The following is a 15,498-nucleotide window of genomic DNA, read 5'->3' on the forward strand; positions in this document are numbered from 1 at the left end:
AATCAGACACCCCACGTCATCGTTAACGCCCATCGCGAGCAGGCTCGCTCCCACAGGTTCCACCGATTCCCTGTGGAGCGAGATCAGCGCCTGCGCATCAGGCCAATGAAGAACAACCCGCCTAAAGCCGCCGTCGCCACGCCAATCGGCAGATCTTCCGGCGCAATCAGCGTGCGCGCCGCAACATCCACCCACACCAGAAACACACTCCCCAGCAACCCGCACACCGGCAGCAACCGCCGGTGTTCCGCGCCGATCAACCGCCGGGCAATATGCGGCACCATCAAGCCGACAAACCCGATGGACCCACTGATCGACACCAGCACCCCCGTCATCAGCGAAGCAATCACGAACACCCGCAGGCGCACCGTCCGCGCATTCAACCCAAGGGTGACCGCCGTCTGCTCGCCCGCCATCAGCGCATTCAGCGACCGCGCCATGCCCAGCAGCAAAACCAGCCCCAGCAGCACGCTGATCGCCGGCACCGCGAGCAACTCCCAGCGCGCCAACCCCAGCCCGCCGAGCATCCAGAACATCACCGCGGAACTGGCGCGGTGGTCGCCCATAAACAGCAGCAGATTGGCGATCGCCATCATCACGAAGGACACTGCCACGCCGCACAACAGCAGGCGATCGCTGTCGAGACGGCCATGGCGGCTGGCGATCATCAGCACCGCCAGCATGCTCAACAGCGCACCGATGAACGCGGCGATGGGCAAGGTCAGCAGGCCGACGATTTCCCCCACATGCAGCACCACGATCACCGCGCCCAGGGTTGCGCCGGACGTGACCCCGAGCAGATGCGGATCGGCCAGCGGGTTACGCGTAACCGCTTGCAGCACCGCGCCGATCAACGCCAGCCCGGCGCCGACCAGCGCCCCGAGCAACATGCGCGGCACCCGGATCAGCCAGACGATGTGCTCCTGCCCGGCACTCCAGTCCGGCACGCCAACACTGAACAGTTTGTGCAGCAGGATGCGTCCCACCACATCCACCGGCACCCGCGCCGGGCCGAAGCCCAGCGACACCACGCAGGACACCAGCAACAGCGCGCCGAGGACGATCAGCCACAAGGCGAAGCGAGGATTGCTCATCCGCCGTGGAAGCCTTCAGCCAGGGTTTGTACGGCCAGCACGTTGTCGATCCCTGGCGTGGCCTGCACGTAGGGAATGACGATGAAGCGCTGCTGCTTGATCGCGTCCACCGATTGCAGCGCCTTGTTGTTCAGCAGGAACTGCACTTTCTGTTCGGCGGTGACCTCGCCGTAGTCGACGATCACGATCACCTGCGGATTGCGTTCGACCACGTTCTCCCAGTTGACCCGGGTCCAGCTTGCCTCGACGTCATCCAGCACATTGCGCCCGCCGGCGGCATCGATCAGCGCTTGCGGCATGCCCAGACGGCCCGAGGTCATGGCGCGGTCTTCGCCGCTGTCGTACAGGAACACCCGTGGTTTTTCGGCGGGCAGGTTTTTGCGAATCCCGGCGACCTTGGCCTGCATCTCGCCGATCAGAGCGTTGGCGCGATCCTGCACGTCGAAGATTTTCCCTAGGTTGCGCAGGTCGTTGTAGGTGTCTTCCAGGGTGGCCGGCGGGCGCTTCATCACGAAGGCGCAGGACTCGGTCAACTCGTAGACGTTAATGCCCAGCGGTTGCAGAGTCTGCGGCGTGAGGTCGCCGCCCACGCGCATGCCGTAATCCCAGCCGGCGAAGAAGAAATCGACGTTGGCATTGAGCAGGGTTTCCACCGACGGGTACTTGTCCGCCAGCTCCGGCAAACCGTCGAGGATGTTCTGCATTTGCGGCGTTACAGACTTCCAGCCCGACACGCCGCTGTAGCCGGCCATCTGCGGCTTGAGGCCGAGGGCGAGCATCATCTGGGTCATGTTGATGTCGTGGCTGACCGCGTGTTTCGGTGCCTGTTGGAAGGTCACTTCGCGGTTGCAGCTCTGGATCGTCAGCGGGTAATGCGTGGCCTCGGCCATTGCCTGGGCGCTGGTCAGAAGCAGGGAGACGTACAAAAGGGAACGCAAAATCATGGTTGGATTATCCAGGTGATTCGTGGGTAGCCGTGCAGTGGGTGTTCATCGATCAAGGCTTCGACGCCGAAGACATTGCGCAGCAGTGAGGTGGTCAGGACTTCCTGCGGTGTGCCGCTGGCGACGATGCGGCCGTGGTTGATCACGTACAGGCGATCGCAGAAGGCGGCGGCCAGGTTGAGGTCGTGGATGCTGGCCAGGGTGCCGATCTTCAGGCGCTTGACCAATTGCAGCAGCTCGAGCTGGTAGCGCGGGTCGAGGTGGTTGGTGGGTTCGTCGAGGATCAGCAGTTGCGGCTGCTGGGCCAGGGCGCGGGCGAGGATCACCCGTTGTTTTTCACCGCCGGAGAGGGTGGAGAAGGCGTGGTCTTCGAAGCCTTTCAGGCCGACTGATTCGAGGGCCTGGGCTATAAGGTTGCGATCCTCCAGCGTGTCCCCGTCGAACAGGCCTTTGTGCGGCGTGCGCCCCATGGCGACCACCTCGTCGACAGTCAGGCCAAAGGCTTCGGGGAATTCCTGCAAGACCACGGCGATACGCTGCGCGCACCAGCGGGAAGATTGCTTCCAGACATTGTGATGATCGAGCCGGACCTCACCGCATTCCGGCCTGCTGAACCGCCAGGCGCAGCGCAACAGACTGGTCTTGCCACTGCCGTTGGGGCCGATCAGACCGACGAACTCACCAGGTGCCACCTGCAAAGATGCGTCATGCAGCCGGAACTGGTGATGACAATGGCCGTGGCCCAGAGGGGACCAGGTGAGGTTTGTGAGGTTGAGCGAGGTCATGCAATTACTCTGAAGTTTTTCGGTGTTGCTGAGGGCCTCATCGCGGGCAAGCCCGCTCCCACAAGGATTTGCGGTGTAGTTAGATTTCACATTCACCATCGATCCACTGTGGGAGCGGGCTTGCCCGCGAAGAGGCCGGCAAATCCAACATCTTGGCCGCCTGACACACCGCATTCGCGAGCAAGCCCGCTCCCACAGTTAATCGGCGTACACCAAACCACTGTGGGAGCGAGCCTGCTCGCGATAGGGCCACAAGGCCAATCACTTCTTCAAAAACAAAACCCGCAGCACTTGCCGCCATGGCAAGGCTGCGGGTCGGGCGCTGCCGTCAGCGCGGCAAGTGTACAGGTCCCTCTAAACCGCGCATCTCACCTGTTTCATGATGAAGTTGAGGCGCTCTCAGTTTCCCGGGTGAAGCGCGACAGCAGCAGCTTGTCGAGCAGCCAGACCACCACCAGCGAAGCCCCCACCAACGGGAAGGCCACAGCCAGGGCGAACATGATCACCATCGCGGTTTTCCACTTCGGCAGGTCATGACGCAGCGGCGGCACGCCGAACTTGCCTTGTGGACGACGTTTCCACCAGATCACCACGCCGCTGACGGCGCTGAGCAGGATCATCAGGCAGATCAGCAGGACGATGATCTGATTGACCACGCCGAACATCTTGCCTTCATGCAGCATCACACCGATTTCCGTGGCGCGGGCAACTGTGCCGTATTGCTCGAAACGCACATCGGCCAGGACCTTGCCGGTGTACTGATCGACATGCAGGGTGGCGTCGTTGCGCGGGTCATCGGCGAATACCGCGATGGTGAACACACCGGTCGCGGTGGTCGGCATCGTGATGCTGTAACCCGGCTCGACCTTGCTCCGGGTGGCGATGTTCTGCACATCCTGCAGGCTGATGGTCGGCGCTGCGGGGCCGGCGTGTGCACCATCGTGATTCATGTGTTCGGCATGGTCGCCGGACATCGGCATCGGCGTATTTTCCATGGCCCAAGGCACGGTCTGGCGGTGGGCTTCGTTGAGGCTGCGCGCTTCGACGTCGGACTTGGGCACGTTATCCCACATCGCTGCCGGGAAGACGTTCCACACCGCGGCGTACTGCTGGCCCCAGAAACCGGTCCAGGTCATGCCGCTGAGCAGCATCACCAGCAGCAGCGAAGCGCCCCAGAAGCCGGTGACGGCATGCAAATCACGCCACAAGATCCGGCCACGACTGCTCAGGCGTGGCCACAAAATGCCGGCGGCCTGCCCGCGCGGCCACCACAGGAAGACCCCGGACACCACCAGCACCACACCCCAGCCGGCGGCCATTTCCACCAGGCGGTCGCCGACGGTGCCGATCATCAGCTCGCCGTGAATGGCCCGGGCGATGGCCTGCAGGTTCTTCTTGGCGTCCTGCTCGCCGAGGATGTCGCCGTGGTATGGATCGAGAAATACGTTCAGCTCCTTGCCGCTGTCGAGCACGACGAATTGAGCACTGCGTTCGGCGTCGACCGGTGGCAGGTACTGTTTGATCGTGCCTTGCGGATAGGCGTCTTTCACGCGCTTGAGCAGATCATCGGCGGGGATGGTGTGATGGCCGGCCGGTACGTTCAGCAGGCTGCTGTACATCAATGAATCGAGTTGAGGCTTGAACAGGTAAATGGTGCCGGTCAGGGCCAGCATCACCATGAATGGCGCCACGAACAGGCCGGCATAAAAATGCCAGCGCCAGGCGAGATTGTAGAAATTCACTTTGGGCTGTTTCATCACGTGTGCTCCGCGAAAGCTTGGATCTTTTAGTTATGGGGCGCGGGATTACGTGATGATCGGCGGGGCGCGGGTTCGGGCGCCGGGGAAGAAGGCTGTCCGGGCATGGCCCAGGCGGGGGGAGGGTGTTGTGTAGGTGCTTGTCGGTGGCGTGTCAAATGCCGTGAAGGACGCAACACCGGTCAGGGCCGGGCAGTTGAACAGCAAGCTGCAATAGCCGCATTTTTCCCACAGGGCATGATGACCGGCGTGGGGCGGGCAGTGTTCGGCATCGGGTTGCGCGTCGTGCTCGGCATGATCCATCGCCGGCATGTCCATCGACATGCTCATGGCCATGGTCGTGGCGTGCGAGTCCATCGGCATCGACTGGGAAACCAGCGGGCCGATGAAGATCATCAACATGGCGAACAGGCTGATCCAGCTGCCGCGCGTCAGGCTCGATGACTGACGACGGGGGCTGAATGACCTGGCGCTAAGCGGGCGCATGAGCGTTGTCTGCTCTGTCGGTTACTGAGCGTGGGCGTGTTTTTCGCCGTCTTCCGGCGCCTGCTTCTGCACCACCACTTCAACTTTTACGTCACCGGCTTTCTCGAAGTGCAGGGTCATCGGGAAGCGTTTTCCGTCGGTCAGCAGGCTGCGGTCTTTCAGGTTCAGCAGCATCACGTGGTAAGCCATTGGCGCAAAAGTGACTTCGCCGCCAGCGGGGATATCCACGGCGGCAACGTGCTGCATTTTCATCACGTCGTTCTGCATAACATGCTCATGCAATTGCGCATCGCCGGAAATCGGCGAGTCGACGCTGAGCAGGCGGTCGGCTGTCTTGCCTTCGTTATGGATCACGAAATAGGCCGCGACGTTCGGCGCGTTGGGCGGCAGCTCCTGGGACCACGGATGCGCGATCTCCAGCTCCTCGGCCTTGTATTCGTGGGCATTGGCAAAGCAGGCAGGCAGCAACAGGGTGGCCACAACGATGAGTTTATTCAGCATGATGTTTCTCCAGAATGATTCAAGACGCAGATCAATTGCGGGTAGGAATCACACCAGAGGGGAGGCGCGGGGGTTCAGGCTGGGCCATTGCTGACGGGGTGTCGGTGTTTCGAGTGAGGCGGGAGGCAGGCTTCGATTGGACTCGAACTGCGCGAAATACAGCTGCGGCACATGCCCGGGCAACGCCACCACGGGCGCCGAGCCGGAACAACACCAGCAATGCTGCATATTGGAATGATCGTCGCTTTGCGGCGCTTTCTGCTCGATATCCCCCAGGGATATCGCCACCATCTTGCTGCCGCCGGACGTACAGAAACTGCCCCACAACAACTGCTCGACCGGAGATTTCGTCGACTGCGCCATCGCACCACTCATCGGCATGGCGAGCAAATTGAACAGCACTGCGAAGCAGGCTATCCAGGCAATTGCGAGCCGTTGACGGGACATGGGGCAGTTCCGGTTGAGTGGGTGGTCAAGCGCGGCAATTTAGCCTGACCATGCCGATAAGTAAAAAAACGCCGTGCGGTATGGTGTCGCAGAACGTTTCCATAGCTTAGATGATAGCGGTGAATTGCAGATTGCCAGTATTGGTTGAGCTTTGTTCAGAATTGCGCGCCGACGTCCTGCAATCAAACCGCAACCGCGTGCAATCGCATCCCCAGAGCTTTCATCACCTTAATGATCGTTGCGAATTCCGGGTTACCGTTACTGCTCAATGCTTTGTACAAGCTTTCGCGACCCACCCCCGCATCCCGGGCCACCTGAGTCATGCCCTGAGCACGAGCGATGTCGTTGAGTGCCGCGCGAATCAGCACTCCATCACCTGCATCCTCTTCAAAACAGGCATCCAGATAGGCGGCCATTTCTTGAGGCGATTTGAGAAACTCGGCGGCGTCGAAACGGGAAAATTGTTCGGTCATGATTCACTCCCATTGCCGATGTTTTGCGCCATTTGGATGGCGCGCTTGATATCGCGTTTTTGAGTCGACTTGTCACCACCCACCAGCAGCAGATAGACCACTTCGCCCCGGCGTGTGAAATAGATCCTGTATCCGGGACCATGATGAACTCGCATTTCATGGACTGACGCGCCGACTGGCGCGCAATCACCAAAGTTTCCATGCTCAGCTGCTTTGATTCTGGCGATGATGCGGGCCTTTCCCAAAGTGTCTTTCAGTGAATCGAGCCATATGGCGAAAACGCGAGACTGTTCAAAGTCGAACATTTTTTGATCGTATTCCTTGGGATACAAATTGGCAAGCTGACCATTTCGGCAATGAAGTAATTCTTCTTGTTGAATGGTATGCCGGCGTACTTGATCGAGTTGAAGGAATGCGACTTTAGAGTTGGAACCTGTGAGAAAAACAGCCGGCCCTTTCCTGAAAAATTGTCAGCTGTTTCAAGGGCATTTACACGTTTCGGGAATACTCCGACAAAGCTGACAGTAATGTTCCGACCGCCCCAAACTCCCGCTCTACCACCGGCAAAACCGGCCGCTTCAACACCAGCACCGGCACCCCGCGCTCGCGCGCCACTTCCAGCTTCGGTTCCGTCGCGGTGCTGCCGCTGTTCTTGCTGATCAACACGTCGATCTGTCGCCGTTCGAACAAGGCGCGTTCGTCGTCGATCAGGAAGGGGCCGCGGGCGCCGATGACTTCGCAGCGCTCGTTGCCGGGGTAAACGTCCAGGGCGCGCAGGGTCCAGAACTGGTTGGCGGGGATTTCGTCGAGATGCTGCAGGGGCTCGCGGCCCAGGGTGAACAGCGGACGGTGGAAGGGTTTCAGGGCTTCGATCAGTTCGGGCCAGTCGCTGACTTCGCGCCAGTCGTCGCCGGCCTGGGGCTGCCACGCCGGGCGGCGCAGGGCCCAGCAGGGGATGCTGCTCAGGTGCGCGGCTCGTGCAGCGTTTTGGCTGATTTTTGCGGCGTAGGGGTGGGTGGCGTCGAGTAGCAGGTCGATCCGTTCATCGCGGATGAACTGCGCCAGACCTTCGGCACCGCCGTAACCGCCGACGCGCACCTGGCAGGCGAGGTCGGTGGGCACCCGTCCGATGCCGGCCAGGCTGTAGATGTGTTCGGGACCGAGGGTGCGGGCGATGGCCAGGGCCTCGGTCACACCGCCCAGCAACAGAATGCGTTTCATCGAAAAGCTCCGGCGGGGTCAGAGGGTGAGGGGTTTGGTCAGGTCCAGGATTGTGATCGGCAGGGCCTGGCGCCAGGTGTCGAACTCGCCCAGGGGCTGGGCCTGGGCGATATGGATGCGCGTCAGCTCACCGCCGTGCTGTTCGCGCCACGCCATCAGGGTCATTTCACTTTGCAGCGTGACGGCGTTGGCGATCAGCCGGCCGCCGGGTTTGAGTGCGGCCCAGCAGGCCTCCAGCACGCCTTCGCGGGTGACGCCGCCGCCGATGAAGATCGCGTCCGGGCGCTCGAGGCCCTCGAGGGCTTGCGGGGCGCGGCCGCGGATCAATTGCAGGCCGGGCACGCCGAGGGCGTCGCGGTTGTGTTCGATCAATTGCTGGCGCCCGTCGTCGGACTCGATGGCCAGGGCCCGGCAGCTCGGGTGGGCGCGCATCCATTCGATGCCGATCGAGCCGCTGCCGGCGCCGACGTCCCACAACAGTTCGCCGGGCATCGGGGCGAGGCGGGCGAGGGTGATTGCCCGCACATCGCGCTTGGTCAGTTGGCCGTCGTGCTTGAAGGCGCTGTCCGGCAGGCCGGCGAGGCGCGAAAGGCGTGGTGCCCCAGGTTCGGCGATGCAGTCGATGGCGATCAGGTTCAAATCGGCGACGGCCTCATCAGTCCAGTCGCTGGCAACATTGTCGATGCGCCGCTCGGACTCACCGCCCAAGTGTTCGAGCACTGTGAGGCGGCTCGGACCAAAGCCACGCTCGCGCAACAGTGAAGCGATCAAGGCTGGGCTGCTGCCGTCATTGCTCAACACCAACAAACGCTGGCCGCTGGCCAACTGGGCATTGAGCGCGGCGACAGGACGGGCCACCACCGACAGAGTTACCACGTCCTGCAGCGGCCAACCCATGCGGGCGGCGGCCAGCGAGCAGGAAGAAGGCGCGGGCAGGATCAGCATTTCGTCGCTGGCGACTTGTCGCGCAAGGCTGGCGCCGACGCCGAAGAACATCGGATCGCCGCTGGCCAGGACACAGACCGATTCGCCACGATGGGCCAGCACCGACTCAAGAGAAAAGGGACTGGGCCACAATTGCCGCTCGCCACGGATGCAGACGGGCAACAGATCCAGCTGCCGCTGCGCGCCAACGATCCGCGACGCCTTGAGCAGAGCGTGCCGCGCATTTTTGCCGAGCCCCTTGAAGCCGTCTTCGCCAATGCCTACCACTGTCAGCCAGGGGGTCATGCTGTTCCTCTTCTCTGTATCGAAGCCAAGTCATCGCCGCGTCTGACGCTGGTTGTCTGGCGGTCGCGCATGATAGCGCGGTGGGGGTGGCATTCGCCGGAATTGTAGTAAACGTGGGTCTGGGAACAGGTAAAAAGGATGAGGAGTTTGTGGCGAGGGGGCTTGTCGAAACGTCGCACCGCCCCGTTGGGTTGCGAAGCGGCCCTAAAACCTGCCACTGAGGTCTTTCAGGTACACCGCATTAGCAGGATTTACGACTGCTCCGCAGCCGAACGGGGGCAAGCCCCCTCGCCACAGGTTTGTGTCCGGCCTGGATGGTCCTAGTAGGCGAAACTACTTGCGCAGATCAAAACGCTTCATCACAAGCTCACGACACTTTTTCTCAAGCAGCGCCCTCTTTGTTTCAAGAACACGCTTGTCCAACTTGAGAAACGCCCGGCTCTGAACAATCTTCGCCGCCTGCTTCTCCAGGCTCCAGAACAGAAAACTGCTCTTCCTGGTATTCGCCACCAATTCCAGATTGAACACCGCGATCTCCAGAAAACCCTTCGCGTCATACCGCGCAGGCACTACCTGAAATCGCTCGCCCATCAAACTTTCCTCATCCAGCGAACTCAGCGCCGGCTTGTCGGGTTTCAGCGCGTCGAGGGTGTCGATCATCGCGTTGCCCTGGCGGCTGTCCTGCATGCCGTGGGCGCTCTTGACCAGATACTCCGCAACGCTGCTCGACACGTCGCAACGGGTGCGAGTCTGAATGGCGTCCTGAAACACCGACCAGCCGAAAAAATTCAGGGTCGAGACGTATTCGTTCAGCCACGCCGCCGAGTCGGCAAACCGGCTGCTGACCATGTCCGCCGAGCGGGTGGCGATCTGCGTACAGTGACTGAGGTCGAGATAATCCTGCGGTGAAAGTTCGTCGATACAGGAAACCAGATTGTGCCCGGTCAAAATTCCATTTGAATGCTTGCTGTCCATGAGTTGCTCCGAGATAAATGAAGTGAAGTACTTCCGGCAAAAAAGTACAGGCTGATTCACCAGCTTCAAACGAGAGCAAGTTGGCGAATTGATTCCGGCTGTCAGTGATTGTTGCAGCGCACTATTCGTCGCCAAGTGCCGCGGGCTTTTCATCCCGCCGGACAAAGCAGGCATAATGCTGCCCTTCATTTCGTACCGGTCATCCTGTGAGCGCTCCTCAGACATCCAACCCTTTGCGTCCTACGGCCTGTCCCGGGCTGTTGCGTATTGTCCGGGCGCTGGATGGGGGTATTTGCCGGATCAAACTCACCGGCGGCGCGATCAGTGCGCGGCAGGCCGTCGCGGTGGCCGATGCCGCCGAGCGCCATGCCGGCGGAGTGATCGAGGCGACCAACCGCGCCAACCTGCAGATTCGCGGGATCGGCAGCGAACAAAGCGCCCTGATCGACAGCCTGCTCGCCGCCGACCTGGGACCGCGCAACGCCGCCAGCGATGACGTGCGCAACCTGATGCTCAGCCCCGCTGCCGGCATCGATCGGCAGCGGCTGATCGACACCCGGCCGCTTGCCGAACAGATTCTCGCCACGCTGCAAGGCGACGAACGCTTTCACGATCTCAGCGCCAAGTTTGCCGTGCAACTCGATGGCGGCGAGGCCCTGGCCATGCTCGAACATCCCCATGACCTTTGGCTCTCGGCCTTTGCACACGAGGGCGAGGTGCGGCTGGCGTTCGGTCTGGCCGGCTGCCCGGCAGAGGCGCCGGCAGGTTCCGTCGCGCTCGAAGACGGTCATGCCCTGGTGGTCGCGGTGCTTGAGTTGTTCCTGGAACTCGCGCCTCCCGAGCAAACGCGGATGCGTCATTTGCTGGCCGAGCAAACCCTCGAAAGCCTGATCAAGCGACTGTCCGAGCGTATGTCCATTCAGGCTGTGACGGATTGGCGGCGCACGGCTGAATCAAGCGTTCTGCACATCGGCGCTCATGCCCAATTAGAAACCGGCTTCGCCTATATGGGCGCGGTGCCGCCTTTGGGGCGCCTCGACCCCGCAACACTGCGCGGTGCGGCACAACTGGCCGAAACCTTCGGCGACGGCACCCTGCGATTCACCCCCTGGCAAAGTCTGCTGCTGCCCAACGTTCCCGAAGAACACTGCGCGCAAGTCATCCTGCGGCTGGAACAACTGGGACTGCTGTGCCACGCCGATCAGGCGCTGACACGGATGATCGCCTGCACCGGTTCCAACGGCTGCGGCAAAAGCCAGGGCGAAACCAAAGGCGATGCCATGCAACTGGCCGCACTGCTGCAACGCCACGGCCTGGCACTGAGCGTGCACCTGAGCGGCTGCCCGCGTTCCTGCGCCGCCGCGCACACCGCGCCGGTCACGCTGCTGGCCGTCGCGCCCGGCCACTACGATCTATATTTTCGCGACGCAGCGCAGGCCGGCTTCGGCACGCTGCACGCACGCAACCTTACTATTGAAGCGGTCGCGGCCTTGCTCGACGCCCGCTCACGGAGCCCCCTCGATGCTTGATTACATCCGCGACGGTCAGGAGATCTATCGCAATTCCTTCGCGATCATTCGCGCCGAGGCGAACCTGGCGCGAATCCCGGCCGATCTGGAAAAACTCGCGGTGCGGGTGATTCACGCCTGCGGCATGGTCGAGGCCATCGACGGTTTGCAGTTTTCCGAAGGCGCGGGCAAGGCCGGGCGCGATGCGCTGGCCGCCGGTGCGCCGATCCTGTGCGATGCGCGGATGGTCTCCGAAGGCGTGACCCGCGCGCGCTTGCCGGCCAACAACCCGGTCATCTGCACCCTGCGCGATGACAGCGTGCCCGAGCTTGCCCGGGAGCTGGGCAACACCCGTTCCGCCGCCGCGCTGGAACTGTGGCGCCCGCATCTGGAAGGCAGTGTGGTGGTGATCGGCAATGCCCCGACCGCACTGTTTTACCTGCTGGAAATGCTCGACGCCGGCGCGCCGAAACCGGCGCTGATTCTTGGCTTCCCGGTAGGCTTCGTCGGCGCCGCCGAATCCAAGGCCATGCTCGCGGCGGACAGCCGTGGCGTGCCTTTCGTCATCATGCAGGGTCGCCTGGGCGGTAGCGCCATGGCTGCCGCTGCCGTCAATGCCCTCGCCACGGAGATCGAATGATGCAGCAACCTGGACGTTTGATCGGCCTCGGCGTGGGCCCTGGTGATCCGGAACTGATTACCGTCAAGGCCCTGCGCCTGCTGCGCGAATCGCCGGTGGTGGCGTACTTCGTCGCCAAGGGCAAGAAGGGCAATGCGTTCGGCATCATCGAGGCGCACCTGCAGGATGCCCAGACCCTGCTGCCGCTGGTTTACCCGGTCACCACCGAAGTGCTGCCGGCGCCGCTCTCCTACGAGCAGGTGATCAGCGATTTCTACGACACCGCCAGCGAGCAACTGGCCGAACATCTGAACGCGGGCCGCAACGTGGCGGTGATCTGTGAGGGCGATCCGTTCTTCTACGGTTCCTACATGTACCTGCACGACCGCCTCGCCGAGCGTTATCAGGCCGAAGTGGTGCCGGGCGTGTGCTCGATGCTCGGTGGCGCTTCGGTGCTCGGCGCGCCGCTGGTGTATCGCAACCAGAGTCTGTCGGTGTTGTCCGGCGTGCTGCCCCACGACGAACTCAAGCGTCGCCTGGCCGATGCCGATGCCGCGGTGATCATGAAACTGGGCCGCAACTTTCCCAAGGTGCGCCAGGTGCTGGAAGAACTGGGGCTGGCCGAGCGGGCGCTGTACGTCGAGCGCGCGACCATGGCCAACCAGAAAATCGTCCCGCTGGATGAGGTCGAGCCGATGTCGTCGCCGTACTTCTCGTTGATCATCGTTCCCGGTGAAAGGTGGCAAGGCTGATGACCCGTCCAGCTCCGGCGATTGTCATTCTCGGCAATGGCAGCCTCGTCACCGCACGCAAGATTGCGCAGATTTACCCCGGTGCCCTGATCCACGGAATGGCCGGGCGGGTCGATGGCGCGGACTGTGCCTATGAGGAATTCGGCGCGACCCTGCGTGAGCTTTATCAACAGGACACGCCCATCATCGCCCTGTGCGCGGCGGGCATCGTGATTCGTACCCTCGCACCGATGCTGCTGGAAAAAGGCGCCGAACCGCCGGTACTGGCGGTGGCGGAAGATGGCAGTGCAGTGGTGCCGTTGCTCGGTGGCCTGGGCGGCGTGAACGTCATGGCGCGGGAAATCGCTGCCGGGTTGAACGTGGCGCCTGCGATTACCACCAGCGGCGAACTGCGTTTCGGCACTTGCCTGCTCAACCCGCCGAGCGGCTATGCGCTGGCGGACCTGGAGTTGGGCAAGCGTTTCGTGTCCGATTTGCTGGCGGGCGAAACGGTGCGTATCGAAGGCTCGGCACCGTGGCTGGCGCAGGCGCAGTTGCCTGAGGATGCCGAGGCGCGGTTGGCGGTGCATGTCGGTCCTGGTGAGCGCCTGCCTTCGGCCAATGAATTGCTGATCTATCCCCGTAGCGTTGTGGTTGCAGTCAGCGCGGGGATTGCGGATCTGGCGAAGGCGATTCGCGAAGCGCTGCATCAGGCAAAAATTGCGGTGCAATCGGTGGCGTGTCTGCTGGCCGCGGATACGGAAATGGCCAGCGCGCCGCTGCATGAAGCTGCGCTCGAGTTGGGTGTGCCGTTGCGTTTTGCCAGTGATGATCTGGCTAAGGCGATCCCGCGGCCGGTTTCCATGCTTGGCGATGAGCGAATTACGATCGCGGTCGCCGAGCAACCCTTGGACCTGTCGCAGATCGGTCGTCCTCGCGGGCGTCTGGCCGTGGTCGGTCTGGGACCGGGTGCCGCCGAGTTGATGGTGCCGGCGGTGAAGGCAGAACTGGCGCGGGCCAATGATGTGCTGGGGTATGAAACCTACGTGCGGATGGCCGGCCCTTTCCGCGACGATCAGGTGCTGCATTGCACCGATAACCGCGAAGAAATGCAGCGGGCGCGCCATGCTTTTGAGCTGGCGGCTCAAGGGCGATCGGTGGTGGTGGTCTCGTCGGGTGATCCCGGTGTCTTCGCCATGGCAGCCGCCGTGCTTGAGGCGCTTCATGAGTCTTCTGACCCGGCGTGGCACAGCGTCGATCTGGAAATGCTCCCGGGCGTATCCGCCTCGCTGGCAACGGCGGCCCAGGCCGGCGCGCCGCTGGGGCATGACTTCTGCGTGATGTCGCTGTCGGACAACCTCAAACCCTGGTCGATCATCGAGACGCGCCTGGATCTGGCGGCCCAGGCCGATCTGGCCTTGGCGTTCTACAACCCGATCTCTCGTTCACGCCCATGGCAACTCGGGCAGGCGCTGGAGATCGTCGCCCGTCATCGTGAGCCTCAAACGCCGGTAGTGCTGGGGCGGGACATTGGCCGTCCGGGGCAGACGTTGCGCGTCACCACCCTGGGTGAGCTGACGGTCGATCAGGTGGACATGCGGACCATGGTGATCATCGGGTCTTCGACGACGCGGGTGATTCCTCGTGCCGACGGTCGTCCATGGGTTTATACACCGCGCAGTTACGGCGACAAACTTACGCCTATCCAATAATCATCTTTTAAACAAACCGGATTGCTCAAGATGTTGGGCAATCCGGTTCATGTTTGTGCGCGTACATATGCTGTATTTGCTTGAAGTTGTTGCTCTGGACAAGTTGGAGTAGGTTTTTGCCGTTCCTGGATGGAACGCCAATTATTCAATAAAGGGAATTTATACATGGACGTTTTTGAAAGTTCGGTCAGTGTTTCGCACAGTGTTGATTTCATCAGGGAATGCGTTGCGAAACGCAAAGCCGCTTTGCCTGCCGGCAGACGCGCTCGTTCCCTGGTTTCCACAATAGCGACCAGCCCGACCAAGGAACTGGATGCATTGGTGCTGGGAAACAGCCTGGTGGGTTACGGTGACAAGATCAGCGTCGAGAATATGGCGATCATTGAAAACCTGATCACCATGTCGAAGATGGAAGCCAACTACGAAGTACCCGGTAATTCCGACCCCAAGGCCTGGTATCACGCCTTCGCCAAGTGCATGGAGGATCTTGGCTGTTTCGTGGCGGACAAGGGTTATTCCAAATACAGCGCCAGTGCACTCAAGGTCGAAATGGATAATGTCATGGTCGATATCATTCAGGCCGCCGTCGAAGCGGCAAAAGCTGCAGTTCCAGGTGCCGCTGTACTCAGTGCGGTCACCAGTTCCACTTTGGACGCACTGAAAAAGGAACCCGATGCGATCAACTTGTTGAACGTCGAATCGAAGAAGGCAGAAGGCGTTCGGCTGTCAACGATACCCGTCGAGCAGATGGGCAATGGAATTATCCTGATCGCGATTGCGGCCATTGATCATCAGGGCGGAAGCAATGATGGTGGAGTGTTGTTCGTCGACTGGAAGACCTCTTCCCTGGATGTCTTTCACGGCAAGTCGTTCATCACCTTCAATCCCGCCCGGTATGCGGAAATAAAAACCGATATCGAAGAGTACCTGGGCGTGCATCGCAAGGAAGTCCTGGTCAAGCGCTTCAGCCGCCGCAAGTAACATCCCCCCACTGTAGGAGCGAGGCTTGCCCGCG

At 61.6% G+C, this 15,498-nt stretch carries 17 protein-coding genes; 5 read left to right on the forward strand and 12 right to left on the reverse strand.

Annotated features, from left to right (window positions below; all coding sequences use genetic code 11):
- Positions 1-83: 83 nt before the first annotated feature.
- The 12 genes from K9857_RS12755 to K9857_RS12810 all read right to left on the reverse strand — a co-directional run bounded on the left by K9857_RS12755 (position 84) and on the right by K9857_RS12810 (position 10,102).
- Positions 84-1,094: a FecCD family ABC transporter permease gene (locus K9857_RS12755; RefSeq protein ID WP_224536227.1), complete on the reverse strand. Its 1,011-nt coding sequence runs from the start codon at positions 1,092-1,094 to the stop codon at positions 84-86.
- Positions 1,091-2,038 (reverse strand): ABC transporter substrate-binding protein, encoded by a 948-nt coding sequence (locus tag K9857_RS12760; RefSeq protein WP_224536229.1) that lies wholly within the window; start codon positions 2,036-2,038, stop codon positions 1,091-1,093. The genes K9857_RS12755 and K9857_RS12760 overlap by 4 nt, the downstream gene beginning before the upstream one ends.
- Positions 2,035-2,823 (reverse strand): ABC transporter ATP-binding protein, encoded by a 789-nt coding sequence (locus K9857_RS12765; RefSeq protein WP_224536231.1) that lies wholly within the window; start codon positions 2,821-2,823, stop codon positions 2,035-2,037. Before K9857_RS12765 ends, K9857_RS12760 begins: the two co-directional genes overlap by 4 nt.
- Before the next feature lie 377 nt (positions 2,824-3,200).
- On the reverse strand, positions 3,201-4,580 hold the full coding sequence (locus K9857_RS12770; protein WP_224536233.1) for a PepSY-associated TM helix domain-containing protein: 1,380 nt from the start codon (positions 4,578-4,580) through the stop codon (positions 3,201-3,203).
- A gap of 48 nt (positions 4,581-4,628) precedes the next feature.
- The gene (locus K9857_RS12775; protein WP_224536235.1) at positions 4,629-5,066 is read right to left on the reverse strand and encodes a DUF2946 domain-containing protein; all 438 of its coding nucleotides are present in this window, start codon (positions 5,064-5,066) and stop codon (positions 4,629-4,631) included.
- A 21-nt stretch (positions 5,067-5,087) separates the two neighbouring features.
- Complete coding sequence (locus K9857_RS12780) at positions 5,088-5,567, reverse strand: copper chaperone PCu(A)C (RefSeq protein ID WP_224536237.1); 480 nt, start codon at positions 5,565-5,567, stop codon at positions 5,088-5,090.
- Positions 5,568-5,615: 48 nt separating this feature from the next.
- Complete coding sequence (locus tag K9857_RS12785; protein ID WP_224536238.1) at positions 5,616-6,014, reverse strand: DUF2946 domain-containing protein; 399 nt, start codon at positions 6,012-6,014, stop codon at positions 5,616-5,618.
- A gap of 182 nt (positions 6,015-6,196) precedes the next feature.
- The gene (locus K9857_RS12790) at positions 6,197-6,487 is read right to left on the reverse strand and encodes an addiction module antidote protein (protein WP_224536241.1); all 291 of its coding nucleotides are present in this window, start codon (positions 6,485-6,487) and stop codon (positions 6,197-6,199) included.
- Positions 6,484-6,792, reverse strand: a complete 309-nt coding sequence (locus tag K9857_RS12795) for a type II toxin-antitoxin system RelE/ParE family toxin (protein ID WP_224536244.1) — start codon at positions 6,790-6,792, stop codon at positions 6,484-6,486. Before K9857_RS12795 ends, K9857_RS12790 begins: the two co-directional genes overlap by 4 nt.
- A 184-nt stretch (positions 6,793-6,976) precedes the next feature.
- A complete protein-coding gene (locus K9857_RS12800) occupies positions 6,977-7,708 on the reverse strand; it encodes a cobalt-precorrin-6A reductase (protein WP_224536246.1) in 732 nt (243 codons plus the stop codon).
- A gap of 18 nt (positions 7,709-7,726) precedes the next feature.
- Entirely contained in the window at positions 7,727-8,938 is a 1,212-nt protein-coding gene (gene cbiE, locus K9857_RS12805; protein ID WP_224536248.1) for a precorrin-6y C5,15-methyltransferase (decarboxylating) subunit CbiE, read from the reverse strand.
- 333 nt (positions 8,939-9,271) lie between these two features.
- A complete protein-coding gene (locus K9857_RS12810; protein ID WP_224536250.1) occupies positions 9,272-10,102 on the reverse strand; it encodes a hypothetical protein in 831 nt (276 codons plus the stop codon).
- Positions 10,103-10,119: 17 nt separating this feature from the next.
- Between K9857_RS12810 and cobG the strand changes: the two genes are divergently transcribed.
- From cobG to K9857_RS12835, 5 genes are all read left to right on the forward strand, one after another.
- Positions 10,120-11,442, forward strand: coding sequence for a precorrin-3B synthase (cobG, locus tag K9857_RS12815; RefSeq protein WP_224536252.1), 1,323 nt, complete (start codon positions 10,120-10,122; stop codon positions 11,440-11,442).
- Positions 11,435-12,061 (forward strand): precorrin-8X methylmutase, encoded by a 627-nt coding sequence (locus K9857_RS12820; RefSeq protein WP_007937188.1) that lies wholly within the window; start codon positions 11,435-11,437, stop codon positions 12,059-12,061. The genes cobG and K9857_RS12820 overlap by 8 nt, the downstream gene beginning before the upstream one ends.
- A complete protein-coding gene (locus K9857_RS12825; RefSeq protein WP_224536258.1) occupies positions 12,061-12,792 on the forward strand; it encodes a precorrin-2 C(20)-methyltransferase in 732 nt (243 codons plus the stop codon). The genes K9857_RS12820 and K9857_RS12825 overlap by 1 nt, the downstream gene beginning before the upstream one ends.
- Entirely contained in the window at positions 12,792-14,483 is a 1,692-nt protein-coding gene (gene cobJ, locus K9857_RS12830) for a precorrin-3B C(17)-methyltransferase (RefSeq protein ID WP_224536253.1), read from the forward strand. The genes K9857_RS12825 and cobJ overlap by 1 nt, the downstream gene beginning before the upstream one ends.
- Positions 14,484-14,648: 165 nt before the next feature.
- Positions 14,649-15,464 (forward strand): hypothetical protein, encoded by an 816-nt coding sequence (locus K9857_RS12835; protein ID WP_224536255.1) that lies wholly within the window; start codon positions 14,649-14,651, stop codon positions 15,462-15,464.
- Positions 15,465-15,498: the final 34 nt, after the last annotated feature.

This window comes from Pseudomonas sp. REP124 (genome assembly GCF_020164475.1).
GTDB lineage: Bacteria > Pseudomonadota > Gammaproteobacteria > Pseudomonadales > Pseudomonadaceae > Aquipseudomonas.